Raw genomic sequence first — 23,103 nt, forward strand, 5'->3', positions numbered from 1 at the left:
TCTATTCTGGAACAGGACGCTTTTGTGATCATACTGCAACAAAACCCTTTTTTCTGTGTAATACATAGTGAGAAATAGAATGAAAACATCACAAAATGTTTTTCGAATACCGATGTAGTATGATAGTAAGTATCTGAAATATTCAGATTGCAGATATGTAATATATCTATTGTTACATGAATATGCTCTATTCAAGATGAACCCTAATCATATCAATAAAGGTGGAGTTAAAAACCCCATGAGAGAATCTTTACGAAAGCTTAAGATCCTGCAGTTATTAACTGCCTTGTTCAGGGCCAGAATCATCAAAATACTTATTCCCCTGATTATCCTTGCAATTATTTATACACAAGGACGAAAAGAAATTGAACATATTAATCTGGCCAGAGTCTTTTTTGAACTGCGTCATATGCCTCCTGCCGCCATTATCCAGATTCTGGTCGCGTCCTTTGTAGCAGTATCGGTAATGAGTACGTACGATTACCTGCTGCGCCGCCAGTTCAATCTGGATGTCAACTGGAAAGCAACTTTCCGGTATGCATGGATTGCTAATACATTTAACAATATGATTGGATTTGCCGGGCTTACCGGTGTCGGTCTGCGCACTATTCTGTACAAGAAAAGCGGAATTTCCATGAAAACCATGGGTGCTGCGGTTCTTTTCCTTTCTCCGATCATGCTGGTAGGTCTGTCCCTATTGGGCTGGCTGACCATTATTGGTGTTTTCCCAGCGGAACCATTATTTAATGCTCATCCATGGCTGAGATTTGCAGTATGGGGAATATCCTTGTATCTGCCTTTCTTCCTGCTGATGCAGCGTTCGTCTCTTTTCGCCAAATGGTTCCACAAAGGAGAAGGCAAGCTTCCATGGAAAGTGATTATCGCTTCGGTAGGTTCTTCTTTTCTGGAATGGGCTTGTGCGGGATTGTTGTTCTGGATCGTAATTTACCATGATTTGGCGCATCTGCCGCTGACCGATACACTGGGCGTCTATATTGTAGCTGCCATTGCAGGTATCATCAGTATGGCACCGGGTGGTATCGGAGCTTTTGACTTGACTGCACTTCTTGGTCTGCAATCGCTGGGTGTGGATTCGACCCGGGCCATTACTGCCCTGCTGCTATTCCGTATTTTCTATTTCCTGATTCCATGGCTGATCGGTCTTGTATTGGCTGCTTTTGAGATTACACCGAGTCGTAAACAAATGAAGGAAATGGTAACTACCGGCTACGATGCTTCACGTAGTGCCTGGCTCAAATTCTGGGGCTGGCCCTCACAGTTTGGTTTTCTGGGGGATCTCGGTGCATGGGCACTGGGCAAGCTGGTACTTGCCAGTGGTATCATTTTGCTGCTGTCTGCAGCGACTCCGGGTCTTATTGAGCGACTGCGATTCATGGAGCATATTCTGTCGCTGCCGCTTATGCGCTTCTCGGAACAACTATCCGTTGTAATCGGAATTATGCTCATTATCGTATCACGTGCAATTTCCATGCGAATCCGGCGTGCCTTCCTGTGGACAGCGGGGCTGCTGCTGGCAGGAGCGATTTTCACTTTTGCCAAGGGATTCGATTATGAAGAAGCTATTATACTGCTCATTGTTGCTGTGATCTTATGGGTATCCCGAGCAAGGTTCAATCGCGAGAGCGTAAGTATAGCGCCTCGTAATATACTGATCTGGGTTATTCTGGCCTTTGTCTCTTCCTTGTCCTATTATGTCGTTGGTACACAGATTCATCCTGCACTGCTGCGTCATCTGCCGCTGCGTGCACAGCAGTGGTTCCTGGACCCGCATGAATATGCCATTACAGCTGCTGTTGGATTTATTGGAGCGATTGTACTGCTCGCTGCTATATTCGCTCTACGTCCGAACCGTCATATCGAAGACCTTCCGACATCGGAAGACATGGACAAATTCACGAATTTCCTTCAAAATGAGCAAGGCAATCTGCTTACTCATCTGCTGTATCTGGGTGACAAATCGTTCTACTGGGCTCAAAACGACCAAATCCTGATTCCGTACTCCCGTGTCAGAGACAAGCTGGTCGTACTGGGTGATCCGATTGGCGAGAAAAGTCTGGTCGGCGCTGCTATCCAGGAATTCCAGCGTTATGCAGATCATTATGCGCTGACTGTAGTCTTTTACCAGGCAGCTCCCGAGTATCTGTCAATTTATCATGAGAACGGCTATAATTTCTTCAAGCTTGGGGAAGAAGCTCTGGTACCCCTTGAGAAATTCACATTGTCCGGTAAAAGTAATCAGGGACTTCGTACAGCGAAAAACAAATCCGAACGTGAAGGTCAGCAGTTCGAAGTGCTTCAGCCTCCATTTTCTGCTGAACTTGTCGCAGAACTACGCGTCATTTCTGATGAATGGCTTGGAGACCGCAAGGAGAAAGCCTACTCGCTCGGCTGGTTCAATGAACAATATATCCAGCAGTCACCTATTGCGCTGCTGCGCGATGCAGAACATCGTATTCTGGCTTTTGCTACGTTAGCACCAGCTTATGATAATCATAGGGTTATCTCTATTGATCTAATGCGTCATCTGAACGATACTCCCAATGGAACGATGGATGTACTCTTTGTACGTCTGATCGAGTGGGCCAAAGAGAATGGATATGCCCACTTTAATCTGGGAATGTCCCCTCTCTCCAGCGTTGGAGAAAATATGAATGCTCATCGGGAAGAAAAACTGGCACGCCTCGTCTTCCAATATGGCGGGCATTGGTATGGATTCGAAGGATTACGGCGTTATAAAGAGAAGTTCTCACCCGAATGGGAAGCTCGTTATCTCGCTTATCCGGCAGGTATCCCATTGCCTATTCTAACGATCGATCTGGTACGACTGGTTTCCCGGAAGCCGCGTCCGGTTGAAGCCACCTAGGCTTCACGGAAGGCTTTACAGATAAAGCCTCATTATAAATTAATTACAAAGAACCCCCTAAGCTGCCTGTAGCAGTTCAGGGGGTTCTTTGTTGATATCTGTCTACTTCTATTCTCGACTGTCTCGCAATCTACAGTCATCACATAGCTGACAGCAATTCAATTATTCATTATTTGGATTGCTCTACTTCTACAATGGTTCTCAGCTTGGTTGAAGCATCGCCCGGAATTGGCTTTTCTGTATACTTGAATGTAATTTCGGAACCTTCTTTTACTTTGTTCATAGCATCTTGTACGCTATCATTCAGCTGATACACTACCGGACTACCATCTACCATAATCTCGGCAGAATGCTCATCTGCCAATCCGGAGAATGTACCTGTAGCGACTTGAGTCTCGGCATTGGCAGTTGTATCATCGCCTGCAGCCGTATCGGTTGTACCCTTGGTTGTACCTTCGCTTGTGGTACCATCATCTGTTTTCGAAGAAGTCTCTGTACCGGCAGCAGCTTCTTTGCTAGTATCTGGCGTAGTCGCCGGAGTAGCAGGAGTCTGTTCGGTCACTTCGGTTTCAGTACTGCTATTTGGCGCAGGGGCTGCCGCTGGCTGTTGTTCCGCCTTGTTGCCACAGGCTGCCAAAAGTAGTACTCCTGCAAGCAGGAAAAATGCAAAGGGAATCCGTTTGAATAAAGATTGCTTATTTAGTTGCATCGTTAATGCACCTCCTCAATAGTGTAACGCATCTTCAAGCCAAAAGTTGCTGCAAAGCAAGATAGGCCATACTAAAAGCATACCAGATTATGGTCCGGTAATAAAATTTACATATCCTTTTTTATCCCGATCCCTACCTAGAATGTCTATATCATGAGAAAAGGAATCGCCAGAGCCGGCCACACTACAGAGCGCCAGAGTAACGATTCCTCAAATAAAGAACAATAATAATCACTTATGGTATAGATAGGCATTACTCAGACATCTGCATAAAACCAATCAGCATGATGCATTTTGCTGCTTTAACGGTTTAAGGGATATACTGCTGAACAATTTTCACCACTGCCCCGTCTTTGACTGTAATATGATACGGGAACACGGTTGGATCCAGCAGATCCGGTTTTTGGAAAATAGCATTCAGCTTGGACATGCTTACCGGTTCATTCCATTTGGTATCGATATCTTGCCAGCTACCTGTATGATCATAAATCTGCATCAATACCTGCGCACTGGCTGGAGCTGTATAGTTAAAAGTAGTTGTATCTGTATTGGTAATGTAATAGCCATCTGGTGCACCATCTATCCCGCTATCCGGATTTTCTTTGGCGAATACTTTGTTGGCGGCTTCGCCAGTGTACCAGTTGATTGGGTCGATCGTAAGATTGAATTCTCCATTGCTGTCACGTTTGATTTCATTAATAAACACTGTATACGTGCCATCTGCTGGAGTCGTATCTTCGGTATACGTATTCTGATATACACTTTGCGTTACTGTTGATGCCTCAGCTGTACTGACCGCTCCGGTCTGACTCAAGCTGCCCGAAGTCAAAAAGATTAAAGAAGCAGCACCCGCTCCAAAAATTCCCATCATTGTTTTAATCATCGCTGCATCTCCCCTTCTAATTGGTCAGTCAGCGTATCGGCTGACAATAACCTGCTCATTCGTAAATATGGACTTCTGTGGCATTTATCTACCACTTTGCTTCAAGTGGTGTGTAACTCTTATTAACCAGATTGCCTTTTTCAAGAACCATTCAATTTTTTTCCAGTTCTTCTTTTGTCCATCAAATTAAGAAGTAATCGACAACAGGATAATCCCTGTGTATTGCTTGCTTCCTAACCATACTATATACGGATATGAGTGCGAAAAAGTTGCAATAATGTTATTTCTGATTTACAAAATTAATACCTAGTCCTAAAACCTTGTGATACAGGGATTTTATGCGGCTGACGATTCGTTAGTCAGGTGATGGTTATATATATGAGGGAAGCCAAAACACAATTTTTGAGGAGGAAATACATCATGTCAGAACAACCACATGTAGTGAACAAAGCTGGACAAGTATCCACTGATCAGGTAGAACCGGTAATGGATCGAATCAGCGATGAGCGCAAAAAACAGATTCTGGACGACTTCGATAATTTCAAATCCTACCTCGGCAAACGTATTCGTATGGCTGAAAGCATCGGATTGAGTGAAGAAAGCATGGCAAAAGTCGCGCAAAAGATCGCCGATTATCTAGCCAAGCATGAAGAACCACAAAACAGCGAAGAAAAACTGCTGTATGAGCTGTGGAAAGTCGGCGATGAGGATCAACGTCACAAACTGGCACATATGCTGGTTCGTATGGTACAGGCGGACAAAGCCTAATACACCCTACCAATCGTCAGATAACAAGGGTTTCACACTATTTATCATCTGATAATCGACTAATAGTGATGCTGCCTATCTCTGCATATATCTGTTATTCATAACAATAAACCCGGATTTGTTTTTCTGGCATTATGCCAGATACAGATCCGGGTTTATTGTGGATTGTTCCTGTTTAGAGAAGCATTTGGGTAAAGTAATTATTGGAATTATTTATCTATTAATTGAATTATGACGACTTTGTCTTCGGGAACGAGGCCAGATTTTCATTTCCAGACGTTCGTATCCATAAATACCAAGCTCCATCAGGCTGTTAGCCAGTGATATACGGGTGAATAAGCGATGTACCAGCATGGATACAAGTATACCGATACAAGCACCTGCAAGTACGTCTCCTGGGTAATGTACTCCTGTCCATACCCGGCTGAACGCAATGCCTGCCGCCAGTACAAGCCACATCCATCCATCACGACGCCGGAACTGCCAGATGGTCATGGCAATAACAAACGATCCCAGTGAGTGTGTGCTGGGGAAAGAAGCATTGGCTTCATGATGGACCAGCTGGATTACTTCATGATTTACAAAAGGTCGATCCCTGTAAAATAGTTCTCCAAGCACCCAGTTGACCGTTACCCCGATTGCAGCAGATAGCAGCGCCTCTGTAATCATCCGGCGGTTTGCCCGCGCCCGTGTAAACCAATAGACAACTGCTCCGATCATAAAGAGCAGTACTGCATATTTGGATAAAAAAATCATTAACGGATTCCAGAAAGCCGCATAATTGGCTCCTCCATTAATCCAGCGAAAAATTTCATAGTCCAGCTCTGACATATACTGTGATTACCTCCTCTTGTTGAATGTACAAGGTGTCTATGTATTTAAGGTATCTATGCAGCGATAGAACCTTTTACCGTTAGTCAGTTTAACACTTTTGTTAACCCAGTGTAAAATTTACGTAAAACTACGATAGCCAGACAACCTCTATTGGGTCGTCTGGCTATAACGATTCATTTTTATTTATAATCCCAGCTTGCTTATTAGATACCTTCTACTATTCGCTTCGCTCTGGTATGTGCTTCAGTGAGTACTACTGACTCGTCCATGGTCAGCAGCTGACGATCACGCATCAGTACTTGCCCATTTACAATCGTCGTATGCACATCTCCTCCAACAGCTGCATACGCCAGTGTCGAGTAGAGATGATGTACAGGTTGCAGATGAGGCTTGACCAGATCGATCAGGATCAGATCTGCCTTTTTACCTGCTTCGAGTGTTCCTGTCTCGTGATCCAGACCGAGCAACCGTGCACTTCCTATCGTAGCCAGCTGTAAGGCATCATAGGCAGATAGCCGAGTCGGATCACCGTAATCCAGTTTTTGCAGCCATGCTGCTGCTTTGATCTCGGCAAACATATCCAGAGTAGTTGCACTACCAGCGCCATCAGTACCCAGACCGACTGTAATCCCATGCTGCTGCAAAGCCACGATCGGAGCAATGCCACAACCGAGCTTCAGATTGCTGACCGGATTATGCACAATCCCTCCTCTCATTCCGCGCAGATAGCCAATATCCCGGTGATTCAGATGCACTCCATGTGCCAGCATCACATGGAGTTGCTCGAACAGACCCAGCTGATACAGATATTCAGTAGGAGTCTGGCCATACTTTTCCCGAATAATGGATACTTCCTCGACCGTCTCTGCCAGATGGATATGAACAGGGCGCTGATATTGCTCGGCCAGTGCAATTACCTCACGCAGCTGCTGCGGTGGACAAGTATAAGGAGCATGCGGACCAAACATGGTTGTAATTCGTCCATCGGCTCCTCCTTGCCAGCGCTCTACAAGGTCAATCGCTTCCCGAATACGCTCGTCTGCCCGGTCATCTCCAAAAACAAGTCCGCGCGTTAGCGAAGCACGCATCCCTGTCTCTGTTACCGCATGTGCAATCTGATCCATATGAATATACATATCCGCAAATGTCGTGGTACCGGAGCGAATCATTTCGGCCATGGACAGCTTACTGCCCCAGTAAATATCCTCCGCTGTCATTCTTGCTTCCGCAGGAAACATTTTTTGCTCCAGCCAGTCCATCAGTTTCAGATCATCCGAGAATCCCTTGAGCAGATTCATCGGAGTATGTTGATGAGCATTAATCAAGCCGGGCATTACTGCCATACCGGTTCCATCAATGATCTGCATTTCCATCTCCGATCCCGGCGCAGCAGCGTGCTCTGATGCATATTCTGTATTTGCCTGTGCAGGGATAATCGCTTCGATCCGGTCTTTATTTATTATAATATCTCCTTGAAAAGGCTCTGGATAATGACTGCACATCGTTACAATCGTCGCATTACGAATTTGGATACTCATTGTGATCTCCTCCGTTTGTCAATTCAGGAATAGACATGTAGATGTCCTATACGAAGAATAGACCTTAACGTAGCGTCAAGGTCAATAATTATTTTGAGGATCAACCGGTTTGATTGGAAAGAAAGACAACCTCCTGGTGCCCATACCTTTTGCTGATACTTCAGAAGGGTTGGCTCATCCATTTATTTCTGTTCTCCAGATACATTTTTACAATATGGAATCGCCAATTTCCAGCACAGGTGCTTCGGTCTGCACCGTATCCGGATATTTAATTCCTGCTCCTGTATTCAATACAACAACAGACTCTCCGGGGCGAATCCAGCCTTCGACTGCCAGACGCTTCGCTGCGGCAAAGGTAGCTGCTCCCTCCGGACAAACAAAAGCTCCTTCCATTGCAGCTACTTCCTGCTGCACCTGAAGCAGTTCCTGATCCGATACAGCAACCGCCGCTCCACTGGTATCATACAGGGCACGCAGAACGAGAAAATCTCCCAGCGCCTTGGGTACATTGATGCCAAAAGCAACTGTCGTAGATTCTTCCCAGAACTCGGATCGTTCCTTTTTCTCCTGCCAGGCTTTGACAATAGGTGCGCACCCTTCAGCCTGTACAGCGACAAGACGAGGCAATCTGCCTGTGATCCAGCCTATTGCTTTAAGCTCCTGCAGAGCTTTGTAAATACCGATCAAACCTACACCACCGCCGGTTGGATAGAGAATAACATCCGGCATTTTCCAGCCCAATTGCTCTGCGATTTCCAGTCCCATCGTTTTTTTACCTTCGATCCGGTAAGGTTCTTTGAGAGTCGATGCGTCGTAGACTCCCTGCTGCTGTACCTTTTCGGCTACCATTTTGCCAGCATCACTGATTAGACCGTTAACCAGATAAAGAGAGGCTCCTGCCAGCGCAACTTCACTGCGTGTAATCATCGGCGCATCCTGCGGCATTACAATCGTCGCCCTCATCCCTGTTCTTGCCGCATATAATGCCCAGGCAGCGCCTGCATTGCCGTTCGTTGGCATCGCAAACTCTTCGACTCCCAGTTCCTTGGCTCGCGATATGCCAACAGCAGCTCCGCGTGCCTTGAAGCTTCCGGTTGGTATCAGGCTTTCATCCTTCATATATAGATGATCTATTCCATAATGTGCGCCCAGCCTAGGCATATTAAGAAGCGGAGTCATTCCCTCGCCCAGTGTCACCACATTCTCCTCCGAAGCAACGGGAAGTAGCTCATGGTATCGCCAGAGATCATTGCTCCGTTCCTTGAGCAGCTGAATATCCACTTCCTGCTGCAGACGTTCAAGATCATATTCGACCAGCAAAGGAGCACCGCATTCACACAGCTGGTGAATCTCGTGCAGATCATATTCATTATCACAGACCGGACATTTCAGATGTGAAGCGTAGCTATATGGCATCGTTGGATTCCTGCTTCCTGTAATGAGTATAGTGTGCATTGCATTATCAGAAATCATACCAGTTCAGATGCCTTTTGCCAATTATTCTTATCTGTTCACCTGGATATACATAGACTGTTTTATTGTCAGGTCTGCAGCTGCTTGAATTCACTTGGACTAATCCCATAATATTTTTTGAAAATTTTGCTAAAATGTTCTGGAGATTCATATCCCACTTTGTCTGCTACTTCATAACGGCGCAGGTCGGTACTCATCAATAACTCGCGGCTTTCCTCCATACGCAACTTGATCACATATTCCCATAGTTTGAACCCGGTATATTTTTTGAACAAATAACTCAGGTAATTGGGACTGACATGGTTTTTGCGGGCTACTTCATGAATAGTCAGACCTTTCTGGTTATAGTGATTATCAATATAGGATTTGACCTGTGACACAATCAGATTATTGCGCAGGCATTCTGTCTCTGCTTCTTCTACAGAGCGGATCGTTTTCCAGTGGTATTTACCATAATAAAATACATAGTGCTCCTGATATTCCTGATGCAGCTCAATAGCACGGTCTGTCTGTATATTCAGCTGCCTTAAAAAATGAATCCCTCTGAGAATCTGGCTGATTCCTATTACGCAGGGAATACGCAAAAATTTATGGATATGAAAATGCAGACTCTGACCAAGCGCTTCCAGCTGTCGAATAATGTGGGACATCCGGTCTGCCGCATCCGTCTCTCTCCACTGGAAAATAACACTTAGTTCCTTATCACCCGATTCAAAAATAAGCGTATTCTCCTGATCTTCCACTTCCAGCAGTTCCTCCGTTACATTCCATATTGCATAACAAAGCCAGCGGTACTCGTCCGGCTGACCCGTAAAAGGAATTCCGGCAAAGTTCATTTTCAGCATCGCATAATAAGGACCTTTTAAAGGCAAATACTGCTGCAGTAGTTCCTGCTCCTCCGTATGAATGGAGCCGGTAAGGAGTCTATTCAGCAGCTCATATTGACGCTCTGGCAGACGCTCCATTTTGAAACGGGCCGAATGAGCGGGGATAGTATAGACTGGCTGTCCCGTCCTCTGCTCCGATACAGCTGGCTTATCCAGATGAATAAGCACCTCACGTATGCAATCAAGAAACTGCTCGGAATTCAGCGGTTTGATCAGATAACTGCGTACTCCGAGCCGGATTGCTGTCTGGGCATACTCGAACTGTTCATGAACCGATATAACGATTAACTGAATATCCGGTTGCAGCATACGTATCTGCTGCATAAGCTCAATACCGGACAGATCGCGAGTATGTACGTCACTGATCAAGAGATCAATATGGCATTCACGAGCATAAGTAAGCGCTTCCTTTCCGCTGGATGTTGTATAGATATGTCCTATATTTAGACCGGAGGATAACATTAATTTTATGAGCAGTTGAATCATCATGGGTTCTTCATCCACTATTAGAATATTATACACAGTGCAACCTCCTATGATGTAAGATAGATGCATTAATTCCATAGTATTACATTTCATACTAGACCTAATATAACAGAAGTTTAAGCGCTTTAATATGGTAAATATTTAAGTTATGCTTTTAGGTATCACCTTACCTATACGCAAAAAAGTCTGACCCTGTTTAGGCCAGACTTTTTATATTTGTGCTATGAAGCAGCTACACAGACTATTATTATCTACAAAATAGTATTGTAATCAGGATCTTACCGGCTGTTGTTCGAGTTCACGGTTCTTCTCTGCGAATTTTTTGTTATGTGAAGAGACATATGCCTGATCATAAGCTTCGGGTTCCAGATACTTTTTGACACTGTTTACTGCGGTAGCTCCATCTACAAGCGCTCCGCTGATCAGATGCAGCTTGCCATCGTAATGAATCAAATCACCAGCTGCGAATACACCTGGAAGATTGGTCTGACGCTTCTCATCCACAATAGGCTTGCCATGCTCGTCCATCTCTATTCCCCAACTGAGAAGTGGGCTAAGATCGGTCGTCAATCCGTGATTAACAATAACCGCATCAACAGATAGAATCTCCTGTTCTCCCGTCTCAATATGCGTAATCGTCACTTCTTCTACCAGAGTGCCTTTTCCCTGCAGTCCTGTCAGTTCGTAGGAAGTAAGCACTCGGGAACAGTTCTGTTTCATCTGCAGTACATTGCGCTCATGTCCTCCGAACTCTTCCCTGCGATGTACTACGGTAATGCTGGCTGCCAGCGGCTGCAGAGCATTGGCCCAGTCTACGGCAGAATTCCCACCGCCGGAAATCACTACATGTTTCCCTGCAAAAATATTCAGTTCCTGTACCGTATAATGCAGATTGGTCACTTCATAGCGGTCAGCACCAGCGAGTTCCAACTTGCGCATTTTGGGAATACCATGTCCCATCGCCAGAATAACTGTACGTGTATAATGGACTTCCCCTGTATTGGAAAGCAGCACAATCGTACCATCCGGCTGACGCTCCAATCGGGTAATCTGCTGATCAAGCACGATCGTCGGCTCAAATACCATTGCCTGCTCGGTCAGATTACGAATCAGACCTTCTCCGCTGATCGGTGGTACGCCGCCCACATCCCAGATGATTTTCTCCGGATACATCAGGATTTTGCCGCCAAGTGCCGGATTATATTCTATAACTTTTGTTTTCAGATCACGCATTCCACTGTAAAAAGCACTATATAAACCGGCCGGTCCGCCTCCGATTATCGTCACATCATATAATTCAAGCTGCTGCATGGGTACGTAATCCTCCTTATTTTCATACATTGTGGATATAAATATGCTAGAACAGAAATAGCCCTGTCTATAATAATTATCAGCTATGTACACAGATTTATATTTTAATTGATAATGATTATCATTATAGATTAGTGAGAGATCAGATGCAATATAAAATGATTTACAGGTATGCTCTGCTATTCGCTTTCTCCGATATTTTTACGCACTTTGATCTTTTGTATATCAGCGTCATTCTTTTGAGCTAACTTTGGCTATATGTGCTGATTAGGGTCTTTGATTTGTTTCCCTTTCATTTCAGGGTATATCGATAATCCTCATTATATTTCTTAGTGTGCTCTATACATTTTTTTGGTATGCTGATTGGTGAACTGTTTATTTATAATCTATTATTCTATATAAGGTGGGAAGCTGGGAATGGCCGATTTTTACGCGCATTTCTCTTGGATTTTGCTTGTGATTAACCTTTTTCTTGCGCTGTTCATTGTATTTCTCGAACGACGCAATGTAGGAGCGACCTGGGCCTGGCTCATGATACTGTTGTTTATTCCGATTGCCGGCTTCCTTGTCTATCTTTTTCTGGGACAAAATCTTAGTCGTGTCAAACGGTTTCGCCTGCGGAAAGAATTTCGCTCTATTATCGAATCTGTAGTGGAAGATCAGCGAATTGAATTTAAAGAAAAAAAGTTTAAGTTCAATGATCCTTCTATCAGTCGCTACCATGAGCTGGTCCATCTTCATCTTATCAGTAATTATTCGCTGTATACGCAAGATAATGCTGTACGTATCTTCGCGGATGGACGCGAGAAATTCGATGCTCTGTTCGAGGATATTGCCAATGCGCAGGAGTACATTCATATTCAATATTACATTATCCAAAACGACGATCTGGGTCGCAGACTGCTGGATCTTCTGACAGCCAAAGCTTTGGAGGGAGTTACCGTTCGTCTGATCTATGATGCCTGGGGTAGTGCCAAAGTGAACAAATCGTTTCTCAAGGATTTTGTAGCCGCAGGCGGACATGCAGCAGCCTTTTTCCCGCCAAGTATCCCGCTGATTAACTTCAAAGTCAATTATCGCAATCACCGTAAAGTCGTTATTATTGATGGACTTATCGGTTATATCGGTGGCTTTAATGTTGGTGACGAGTATTTGGGACTGGTTAAAAAGTTTGGTTACTGGCGTGATACCCATCTGCGTGTAGAAGGTTCTTCTATTCTGCAAATGCAGACACATTTCCTGCGTGACTGGCATCTTGCCCTGAATACGCATATGTCTGGTGATTTCTCGCTGTTTGCGGTATCCAAACCGTTTACCGGAAATATTGGCATGCAGATTGTATCCAGTGGGCCTGATAGCAGTCTGGAGACGATCAAGTACTCGTATATCAAATTAATGTACGAAGCCAAAGAAAGTATTATGATCCAGACGCCTTATTTTATTCCGGATGAAAGTATGGTTACAGCGATGAAATCAGCTATCTTATCCGGTGTACAAGTGCATCTGATGATCCCCAAAAAACCCGATCACCAAATGGTTTATTGGGCTTCCTACTCGTATTTACGTGAATTATTGGAGCTTGATGTTCATTGTTATCTGTATGAAAAAGGCTTTCTGCATGCCAAAACAATGGTCATCGATGGCAAAATCGCTTCGGTCGGAACGGCCAATATGGACATCCGAAGTTACAAGCTGAATTTTGAGATCAATGCAGTCGTCTATGATAGCCATACCGCCAAAAAACTGGAAGATTTATTCCTTAAGGATATTCTCGACAGTCAGGTACTCACGCTGGATGATTATAACAATCGTCCGCTCTATCAGAAAACTGTCGAATCATTTGCTCGTCTGTTATCACCAATTTTGTAGGTACTGTATAGACGGATAGATTGCGCACTATGTATATTTTATAATGTGTTATCCAGTAATTTTAGGATTTATTCGAAAAGAGCCTCATCTCTTTTTCTGAATGTTTTGAAGCGGGAAGCGACTATGATTTGTATTGGATCAGGATGATGCAAGAACTCCAATATTCAATTTTTCTATTATGAATTTTTCATATGTTGAAATTACATAATTTTGTGTTGAAAAAGGAATAGTAGTTTCTGGATGCTGTTTAAATTTCTTTCAAATACTTCAATTTGAAAATCCGATTGAAATATCTTATTTACGTGTTATTCACTCCTTCAGAATAAACTCTTGCGTTTTGTTCTTTTTAAAAATTGACTTGACCTTTTTGTCATCCACTTCTATAATCGGAAACCAACAACACATTTTAGCAATGACCAAAGACATGATTCCCTTCATGCACTGTTCAGAGAGAGAAGCATCTGCTGCGAGCTTCTTCAGTCGACGGTTGAGGAATTACCCCTTTGCAGCTGTGATATTGAACGGTTACTGAATGGTTTGGTTGATTTTGTACAATCTGTTTATGCAGGTATGCAAACGACCTTTGTCGCTATTCACGAACCCGGTAAATATCACCGCCTAATCCCCGTTAACGGATTCCAATGAGGATTCTGCACTGTTAGGACATACATGTTCTGCAGGCAGATCGAATTAGGGTGGAACCACGAGCCAAGCGCACTCGTCCCTTCTGGGATCGAGTGTTTTTTTGCGCTTATTTTACCTGATCTGGCGAATAGGCTGTTAATTCATCTGCTATTACTGCCAACAGCCAGTTCCGGATCACCACTATAATCATTGGAGGTACACATTATGCCTAATTTACAATCTATTCATATTCAACTACCTAACGGTTCGGTTCGTGAGACTCATTCTGGTGTTTCAGCCAAAGAAGTCGCCTCTTCCATCAGCAATAGTCTTGGCAAAAGTGCCATTGCAGCCAAAGTGAATGGACAACTTGTTGATCTCCATACACCTCTGCAAGCCAACAGTGAACTGGAGATTATTACAGCAGAACATGATTTGAGCCTTCCTATTTACCGACTAAGCGCTGCCCATATCCTGGCTCAAGCGATTAAACGACTGTATGGTGCAGAGCAGGTTAGACTTGGAATTGGACTTGCAGTAACTGATGGGTTTTATTATGATTTCGAGCTGGAGCACCCTCTCTCTTCTGCTGATTTTCCGCGGATTGAACAGGAAATGCAGCGAATTATTGCCGAGAATCTTCCTGTTTATCGAAAAGAGCTGAATCGTGAAGAAGCCATCTCGCTATTTACTGCCCAAGGCGAGCATTACAAGCTGGAAATGATCGCTGATCAGGCAGATGATATATCCTTCTCTGTATATGAGCAGGGTGAATTTATAGATCTGGATCGTGGTCCTCATTTGCCTTCCACTGGCAAATTACAAGCATTCAAGCTGATGAGTGTAGCTGGTGCTTACTGGCGCGGCGATGCATCGAAGCCTGTACTGCAGCGTATTTACGGTACTGCTTTTGCCAATAAAGCGCAGCTGCAGGCACATCTGCAACTGCTGGAAGAAGCACGCAAGCGGGATCATCGTAAGCTCGGACGAGAGCTCAAGCTATTTATGTTCTCGGAGGAAGCACCGGGTATGCCATTTTATCTGCCTCGTGGAATGGCACTGCGTACAGAGCTGGAGGATTTCTCACGTAGACAACAGTTAAGTCGAGGCTATCAGGAAGTTCGTACACCGATCATGATGAACCAGCAGCTATGGGAACAATCGGGACACTGGGATCATTACAAGGACAATATGTATTTTTCCCAGGTAGATCAGGAGAGCTTTGCGCTCAAACCAATGAACTGCCCGGGACATATGCTGATTTACAAAAATGAGCTGCATTCCTATCGTGATCTACCGATTCGCATGATGGAGTTCGGTCAGGTACATCGTCATGAATTCTCGGGTGCGTTAAATGGACTGATGCGGGTACGTACATTCTGTCAGGATGATGCTCATATCTATGCACTGCCCGAGCAGATTGAGTCCGAGATTCATAAGGCAATAGAACTTATCGATGATATGTATGCTGTGTTTGGTTTCCGTTATGAAATTGAGCTCTCTACTCGCCCGGAAGATTCAATGGGTTCCGAGGAATTATGGGATCAAGCAGAACAAGCGCTACGCAATGTGCTGGAAGCACGCGGTGTAGATTATCGACTAAATGAAGGTGATGGCGCATTTTACGGTCCGAAGATCGATTTTCATATTCTCGATGCGCTCAAGCGCAGCTGGCAGTGTGGGACAATTCAGTTAGACTTCCAGATGCCGGAGAAATTCGATTTGTCCTATATTGGAGAAGATAGCCAACGTCATCGTCCTGTCGTAATTCATCGGGCAATTTATGGATCAGTGGATCGTTTCCTGGGTATTCTGACTGAGCATTATGCAGGTGCTTTCCCGCTCTGGCTTGCTCCGGTACAAGCGAGAATCCTGCCTGTATCTGATCACTATCTGGATTATGCACTGCAGGTCAAAAAGATTCTTGCGGATGCCGGCCTTCGCATTGATGCCGATATTGGCAGCAATAAGCTGGGTTACAAAATGCGTGAAGCCCAGCAGGAGAAAATCCCGTATATTCTGGTTGTAGGGGAAAAAGAACAGCAATCGGGCAGTGTCAATGTGCGCAAGTACAATGAAGACGCCCAGCATATGATCCCAATCGATGAAATCATCACACAGCTACAGTCACAAATCGCTCAAAAATCCTGATTGGCAATCGACTGATTGAGAGACATCCATAGACGGGTAACATTAATGAGAAAAGAATATTTGCCAAGGAGGAACCATTGTATGACTCATTCCAACACCTCAGAATTGATCCGACTGGGCACTCTGGAGATTCAGGCGACTCAGTACGAAGAGAAACCATTTTCTACTCCTGGAACTTCCAGTAATTCGGAGCGTAAATGGATTTCGTTCGACTTTGTGATTACCGGCAGACAGGAATATCATGATGTAACCACTCTGCTCTATCATCCAACCGTAGAAGTTCAGGTTCCTGAACGGCAGCTGCAATTTCAGGCAGCCGTCCACAACTATTTCACGTCGGTTCCCCGGTTGGAGAATGAAAATGATACCGTAGATGTTCACCTTGAACTGGTCGAGACCATGCCGAACGCCTAGAGCTTTATAAACGAAGAGATGGAACACGTTTTTTACTAATAGCAAGTTATCCATAGCTTGTTTATGCTAAAGCGATTATTTCATCTATTGTTCATGCCTTCTATTCAATATTGATCAGCCCCCGTATATATCTTCTATAATATAGAAGCAAACCTTGAGAACGCATATTAAAAAGGACAGAATGGCGATATTTACGCCGTTCTGTCCTTTCTTACATCCATTATTCTGTACTTCAAATGATTATTGGCAGAATACATATCCAGTAGAGCTAATTTATTTCCATTTATCTTTCTCTTCTTTAATTGTTAGATTTGAAAATCGAACTGTTGATCCAGTTACGGTGTACATAAGCAGGTGAATTATCCAGCGTACCGTACCATTTACCATTACGCTGCTCTGTATATTCGGTGTATTGGCTCCAAGGATACGCCTGTTCTTCATTAAAACGAGACACCTGTACATTCTCATAACGCTGATTCATTGTAGTTCCCTGTATATTATTGCCGTCGAATGCTTTTTTGGCAATAGAGGTTACCCTTTTGACTGAAGTGGAATCGGTATCGCTATCTGTCCATTTGGTTGGCGCTATCAGGATCTGTGAATTGTCCACGACAAAATAAGCATTATAATACGTATCTGTACTTACCGTTTTGGCCAGATAAAATTTGACACTTTTGATCTGGTTGCCATCATACTTCTGAACGGCAGAATCTCCGTAATAAAAACCATTCGAGCGGATATAAGGCAGCCAGCGATGTGTGCCAGTCTGATAAGCATAACCACCCTCAATAGCAGGACCACGTTCTGAATCAAAACCATAATATACCCAAGGTTGTTCCCCTTCGCCCAGACCGCTTACAGCAGGCAGCGTAATATCCGAAGTAATGCTGTCAAACCCTTCAAAATCGAGCTGACGACGTTCAAATGCTCCTGTTGTTCCGCCATTAATCTGATTTACCGGAAACGTATTGTTCGGATTGAATTGCGTAACGCTGGTCGTATTATTGACTTCATCATCCCGTTTGGCAGCACCGAGATAACCTCTTTTGGAGCTATATACTTCACCGGTTACGGTCATATACGTATAATCCGCATTTTTCAACTGCTCCGCTTCACTTGTTTGTGATGCTGAAGCAGCGGAAGTAGATCCTGATGTAGAAGTGCCCGCTATATCCCGTACAACTGCCTGTTTCTGCTGCTGGAAAAAAGCAGAATCAATCTCCTGTGCAGCAGCAGGTGATGATGATGTTTGTTGATTCACAGAAGTATTGCTCTCTGCGTAGGCAGTTGCCAAAGGCAATCCAAGTAATGCTGTCATTCCAATCGATAATACCATTTTAGCTGTTTTCATAAGTATTTCCTTTCAATTCCTTAAGTATAGTTGTGCCTCGATCTTTACCTAGATAACCCGGTTAGCTATAATTTCATTCAAGAATGGGTATAAAACCTATATATACATTACCATGTTTTCGCAGTAAATTAAAATTTGACGAATTGCATCATGCATATAACATCGAATTTACGCATTTCTTTAATTATTGCATCATCATTTTGATACATTTATGAAAATTTCATGTCCATTCTAAAAATAATTTTAATTTTCAGTCAAAAAAGTGAAACATTTTATGATTAGGATACGTAATATATAGTATACCTAACCAAAGGTGGGGGGTATTTTGTGAAAAATGTCTTTCAGCTGGATATAAGTACGCTTTTCACAGAGTATGATCGCTTTTGCAAGCTGCAGCTTCTTCTATCTTATAGTAACGTCATTACCGTTCATCATTAATTCATATTATAATGGTATAGTTACGAAAAGTAATAAAGAATCGGCATGGTAATTACACCACTCAAAACATAATGGATTCACGAAAGGACCGACCTGAAATGAAAAAACTAGCTTATTCCTTCTCTGCTGCTTTACTTGCTCTAACTATTATGCCCTGGCAAGCTGCTACAGTTAGTGCAGCCGAGGCAACAGTTCCTGTTACGCCGCTAACCAATGAAATCACTGTACAGACCGAAGCTAATTTCCGTAATGCAGATGATGTAAATTCCTTCATTATAAAAGCTGCCCGTAATCATGTATCTGTGATCAACATGAGTGTAAAGCAGGACAGCGATGTTAATGGTAATTCCGGCTTTGCTTTTTACGACAGTCAGATTGTCCATGAAGCGATTGGTTACGATGGCTTCGATGCACTATCTGCAGTAATTGACAAAGCTCATGAGTATGGTATCAAAGTACGTGCCTGGGTACCACAGGCTCAAGACAAAGCTGCTATCGATATTAACTCTTCCTGGCAAATGCGTACCATTGATGACAACGGCAGAATATCTTCTTACAATGGTTATACCGGTACAGAAAATCATGTCAATCTGTTCGAACCAGCCGTGCAACAATATGAACGCTCTATCATCAAAGAAGTTGTACAAAATTATAACATCGATGGTGTTGTAATCAGCGGTCTGGATTTCGATAATGAACGCGTAGATATGAATACTTCAACTATCAATGCTTTCCGTCAATCGAACAGCTTTGATCCTAGAGATCTGGATTTTACGAAGAGCAGTAATAGCGGTAAAATTGCACAATGGAACAACTGGAAAGCTCAACAAATGGCTTCTTACATTCAGTCGATCAGCACGGATGTAAAAACCATCAAGCCTGAACTTGCTCTGGGTGTCTACACTGCTTCTCCGGACAAAGCCAATTCCGGTCAGGATATTGCCTTGTTTAATGAGTATGTGGATTTCTTATTGCCGATGGCCGACTATCGTGGTCTGAATCATTCTGTAGACTGGATCTACAATTCTACAGGTGTTCTGGCAAGTACCCAAGCAAAAGCAGCAGATAAAACTCTTATTCCAGCAGTAGATGTAAATATTGATACCAATACAGCAACTAATCTTTATAACGGACTTCGTGCCAATCAGCCAGAAGTAACCAGTCTTAACTATTATGCAACTGGTCAATGGACAGATGCCATGATGAACAATCTGGGGCTGCGTTCCAGTCTTTAATCCTTTAGATTGGACATAACTTAGCATAGATTAATATATCAGCCCTTTTCCTTTATAGGAAAAGGGCTTTTTATATGCGGTTTATCCTGCAGGTTGTGAAGCATAATATCGAGTGCTATACTAGGTCCGCACCCAACAGTATGGATGCTCCTTTTATGTGATTTTATTCACTGGTAATAGTTGCGAGGAGGACTGCCCGTTATGATAAATGTTCGATTGAAACGCAAATTAGTGATCTGGAGCGTGCTTATCATTTTTGTGATAGCCGGCATTACTTGTTGGCTGTTGTATATGAATCATATGTCAAAGCCTGGTATTGCTTATACACAAACATGGTCTACAGAGCAAGGCAAGCTAAAGCATCTGCAGATTGACTCCGATTATGAGATTGCTGTGGAATTTGAGCCCAGCATAGATGGCAAAGATAGTGTACAGCTGCATGGTGAGCTATCGCCCTATGTAATTAGAGGTTTGAATACGTTAAATATCCAGCAGCAGACGCTCCATCTCCAATTGGAGCAGCCTCATTATCCAGGCAATTTGTGGAGTCGTATTCCTTCTGCACATGTTCAATACATTACGGTCTACCTTGCTGATTCACATAGTATGGAATCTGCCGAATTTCGTTTGGCTTCATCCCAGACCAATCTTACCGATGTAACTGCCGATCGGATTGTTGCGCATACTGGATCGGGGCGTATCAAAGCTCAACAGCTAAATGGTCGTACTCAGCTTTATACTTCATCCGGTGATATTCTGGTGCAGCAATGGCAGGGCAATCAACTGAAAATGGAATCAAGTTCCGGAAATATCCGGGTTAATCAGGCGATTGGACAAGTTCACTCCTTTACCGGATCAGGCCAGCTGCATATCAACCGTCTGAATGGTGCAGGACAATTTGAATCAAACTCGGGTGATGTGGATATTACTCCGGTTCATACTGGTCATTTAGAGATTCATGCTCGTACCGGTAATGTACTTGTACATGGTCATCTTCCCACTGCCGGAAAATATGATATCCAGTCGGAAAAAGGGATGATCCATCTGCCTTCCTCGTATTCTACGGATCAACCCTATATGAAGATACGTACTACTACCGGCAATATAACTATTGACTGATAAAGACAGATAAATCGGCAATTTATGTACCTCTGGGTATGTATATTCGTTAACTGGTTTTATGCATTTTGTCTCTTCAAAATGTGACTTTATCTTCCGAATATTTTGTTAATAGACTATATTTATGATTTTTATGTAAATAATAACCATTTTATAATCTGTAATTATATAAAATATGTTATAACTAATAAAAGAAATGAAATCACGAACGACAACCTGGAGTGTGACATGACTAACGAATCCCAACAATTACGTGAATTGTTAGATGCCAACCGCAGCAGTCATATCCTTTATATGTATAATGATGCATCTTCCTATCTCGACCATCTGGTTTCTTTTATGCAAACTGGGCTGGAGCAGCATAGCTACGTGCTGATCGCTGAAGATAATGCTATTTATAGTCAGGCGATGGCCATGCTGCAGCCCCATTTGATGAGCATTCAGCATGGTCTGGTCTATCATATTGATCCTGCATCCTGCAGATCTATCTCCCCTTATGCTCCTTTTGATCCGCTTTTTGATTATTTTACCAATCATATATGTCAGTCTGAAGATGATCTGCAGTTTCCTGTATATATATGGTCCAAGCAGGAACAATCAAATACACTTCCCGATGTTTGCGATGAAGATCAGCAAAGCGGTCAAGAGTCCCCGGCTGCAGGATCTCTTTCAAAAAGAGTGTGTATTTGTGCCTGGGATGCTCAACGATTATCAGGAACAGATCAGCTGCAGCTAATGCGGAATTATCCCTATCTGATGACTGACCAGGAGCTTGTATCTTCACCTCTGTATAATGATTTATCCACTTCTTCAAATGATGCAAACGACCAGGTAAGAAGTGCAGATAATCATCCGGATACTGTTCTAAGTTCCGGTCAATCAAGCAAAAAGCAGGAATGGCTGGAAGCCAGCCACATGGAGCAGCAGATTGCCGAGCAAACTGTACGTGCCAAAAGTGAATTCCTGGCGATGATGAGCCATGAGATACGTACGCCGATGAACGGGGTGATCGGGATGACTCAACTACTGCTGGATTCGCCGGATCTGGGCGAGCAGCATCGAGAGTATGTACAGATTATTGCCAAAAGTGGTCAATCCCTGCTGACTATCATTAATGATATTCTTGATTTTTCCAAAATAGAGGCTGGAAAAACAACACTGGTGGAAGAGCCTTTTAATATTTATCATCTTATGGCAGAAACGCTGGATATCATGCTCGTACGAGCCAAAGAAAAAAATCTGGAAGTCAGTCTGTCCATTCATCCTCATATACCGGAATGGCTAATTGGTGATCCCAAACGCCTGCGTCAGGTGCTGCTCAATCTGATCAGTAATGCTATCAAGTTTACGATGGACGGCAGTGTGAAAATCTCGGCCCGTCTGCTGGATGGCAGTATTGATCCATTGCTCATTCAATTTAGTGTAACAGACAGTGGTATTGGTGTACCTGCAGACAAAATCGATTACTTGTTCCAGCCTTTTCATCAGTTGGACAATCATATCACCCGGACCACCGAAGGTACGGGTCTGGGACTGGCTATTAGCAAAAGTCTGGTTGAGATGATGAATGGTGAAATCTGGATCGAACCATTGCCAGCTCACGGAACCCGATTCTGTTTTACAGCGAGTTTTCGCCCGGAAGAATCTCCTGCGCTGCCAGCAGAACCATTGATATCGAATAAACGCATTCAACTACGTTCACCATTAAATATTCTCATTGCCAGAGACTCTGCTTCCAGTCGGGATCAACTACAACAAACACTGCTGAATCTAGGATATACGGCTGCTGCGGTTAGCAGGCAGCAGCTTATAGAAAGTATGAAAAAGACTATATATCATATTGTACTGATGGATATACCGATACCTGATAGGGAGTTCGATGAGCTTCTACGTAGTATGCTTATGCATAATCACAGAGACAACCCAAAACCTTACCTCATCGGGATTGTCGCTAGAGAACAGGATACTAACGGACAGGATTTTGGCTATTCGTCCGTTCTGGATGAATACCTGACCGAACCATTATCTGTAAATCAGCTGGCCGAAGTACTGCGAAAGTATGAAGAGAAGTATGGTCAACACGGACCCGATTCTCTGAATCCATGATCAAAAAGGTCGCAGCCCTCAGG

16 protein-coding genes are annotated in these 23,103 nt (G+C 43.6%); 8 read left to right on the forward strand and 8 right to left on the reverse strand.

Annotated elements, in window-relative coordinates; translation table 11 throughout:
* The first annotated feature begins 238 nt into the window (after positions 1-238).
* Entirely contained in the window at positions 239-2,884 is a 2,646-nt protein-coding gene (gene mprF / locus WH46_RS18135) for a bifunctional lysylphosphatidylglycerol flippase/synthetase MprF (RefSeq protein WP_046227823.1), read from the forward strand.
* 169 nt (positions 2,885-3,053) lie between these two features.
* Here the strand turns inward: mprF and WH46_RS18140 are convergent, their stop codons facing one another.
* A complete protein-coding gene (locus WH46_RS18140; RefSeq protein ID WP_046227824.1) occupies positions 3,054-3,593 on the reverse strand; it encodes a hypothetical protein in 540 nt (179 codons plus the stop codon).
* A gap of 310 nt (positions 3,594-3,903) precedes the next feature.
* A complete protein-coding gene (locus WH46_RS18145) occupies positions 3,904-4,476 on the reverse strand; it encodes a hypothetical protein (RefSeq protein ID WP_046227825.1) in 573 nt (190 codons plus the stop codon).
* Between the two features lie 420 nt (positions 4,477-4,896).
* On the opposite strand from WH46_RS18145, the gene WH46_RS18150 reads away from it, so the two are divergent.
* Positions 4,897-5,244 (forward strand): DUF3243 domain-containing protein, encoded by a 348-nt coding sequence (locus tag WH46_RS18150; protein ID WP_046214330.1) that lies wholly within the window; start codon positions 4,897-4,899, stop codon positions 5,242-5,244.
* A gap of 213 nt (positions 5,245-5,457) precedes the next feature.
* Here WH46_RS18150 and WH46_RS18155 read toward each other — a convergent pair whose 3' ends face one another.
* The 5 genes from WH46_RS18155 to WH46_RS18175 all read right to left on the reverse strand — a co-directional run bounded on the left by WH46_RS18155 (position 5,458) and on the right by WH46_RS18175 (position 11,773).
* Positions 5,458-6,075, reverse strand: a complete 618-nt coding sequence (locus WH46_RS18155; RefSeq protein ID WP_046227826.1) for an undecaprenyl-diphosphatase — start codon at positions 6,073-6,075, stop codon at positions 5,458-5,460.
* A 206-nt stretch (positions 6,076-6,281) separates the two neighbouring features.
* Positions 6,282-7,616: an amidohydrolase gene (locus WH46_RS18160; protein ID WP_046227827.1), complete on the reverse strand. Its 1,335-nt coding sequence runs from the start codon at positions 7,614-7,616 to the stop codon at positions 6,282-6,284.
* A 207-nt stretch (positions 7,617-7,823) separates the two neighbouring features.
* Positions 7,824-9,032: a threonine synthase gene (locus WH46_RS18165; protein WP_046227828.1), complete on the reverse strand. Its 1,209-nt coding sequence runs from the start codon at positions 9,030-9,032 to the stop codon at positions 7,824-7,826.
* A 125-nt stretch (positions 9,033-9,157) separates the two neighbouring features.
* Complete coding sequence (locus WH46_RS18170) at positions 9,158-10,498, reverse strand: response regulator (protein WP_046227829.1); 1,341 nt, start codon at positions 10,496-10,498, stop codon at positions 9,158-9,160.
* Between the two features lie 234 nt (positions 10,499-10,732).
* On the reverse strand, positions 10,733-11,773 hold the full coding sequence (locus WH46_RS18175) for an NAD(P)/FAD-dependent oxidoreductase (RefSeq protein WP_017812053.1): 1,041 nt from the start codon (positions 11,771-11,773) through the stop codon (positions 10,733-10,735).
* 417 nt (positions 11,774-12,190) lie between these two features.
* Here WH46_RS18175 and cls point away from each other — a divergent pair, with 417 nt between their 5' ends.
* From cls to WH46_RS18190, 3 genes are all read left to right on the forward strand, one after another.
* On the forward strand, positions 12,191-13,642 hold the full coding sequence (gene cls, locus WH46_RS18180) for a cardiolipin synthase (protein WP_017812052.1): 1,452 nt from the start codon (positions 12,191-12,193) through the stop codon (positions 13,640-13,642).
* A gap of 849 nt (positions 13,643-14,491) precedes the next feature.
* Positions 14,492-16,417 carry a threonine--tRNA ligase gene (thrS, locus tag WH46_RS18185; protein ID WP_046227830.1) on the forward strand — a complete coding sequence of 642 codons (1,926 nt, stop codon included), beginning with the start codon at positions 14,492-14,494 and terminating at the stop codon, positions 16,415-16,417.
* Positions 16,418-16,498: 81 nt separating this feature from the next.
* Positions 16,499-16,831 (forward strand): DUF3219 family protein, encoded by a 333-nt coding sequence (locus WH46_RS18190; protein WP_052714291.1) that lies wholly within the window; start codon positions 16,499-16,501, stop codon positions 16,829-16,831.
* 298 nt (positions 16,832-17,129) lie between these two features.
* Here the strand turns inward: WH46_RS18190 and WH46_RS18195 are convergent, their stop codons facing one another.
* A complete protein-coding gene (locus tag WH46_RS18195) occupies positions 17,130-18,182 on the reverse strand; it encodes a hypothetical protein (RefSeq protein WP_046227831.1) in 1,053 nt (350 codons plus the stop codon).
* A gap of 536 nt (positions 18,183-18,718) precedes the next feature.
* Between WH46_RS18195 and WH46_RS18200 the strand changes: the two genes are divergently transcribed.
* From WH46_RS18200 to WH46_RS23530, 3 genes are all read left to right on the forward strand, one after another.
* A complete protein-coding gene (locus tag WH46_RS18200; RefSeq protein ID WP_046227832.1) occupies positions 18,719-19,855 on the forward strand; it encodes a family 10 glycosylhydrolase in 1,137 nt (378 codons plus the stop codon).
* Positions 19,856-20,056: 201 nt separating this feature from the next.
* A complete protein-coding gene (locus tag WH46_RS18205; protein ID WP_046227833.1) occupies positions 20,057-20,974 on the forward strand; it encodes a DUF4097 family beta strand repeat-containing protein in 918 nt (305 codons plus the stop codon).
* Positions 20,975-21,202: 228 nt separating this feature from the next.
* On the forward strand, positions 21,203-23,080 hold the full coding sequence (locus tag WH46_RS23530) for an ATP-binding protein (RefSeq protein ID WP_052714292.1): 1,878 nt from the start codon (positions 21,203-21,205) through the stop codon (positions 23,078-23,080).
* Positions 23,081-23,103: the final 23 nt, after the last annotated feature.

The sequence above is a fragment of the Paenibacillus dauci genome, assembly GCF_000971985.1.
GTDB classification, from domain to species: domain Bacteria; phylum Bacillota; class Bacilli; order Paenibacillales; family Paenibacillaceae; genus Saccharibacillus; species Saccharibacillus dauci.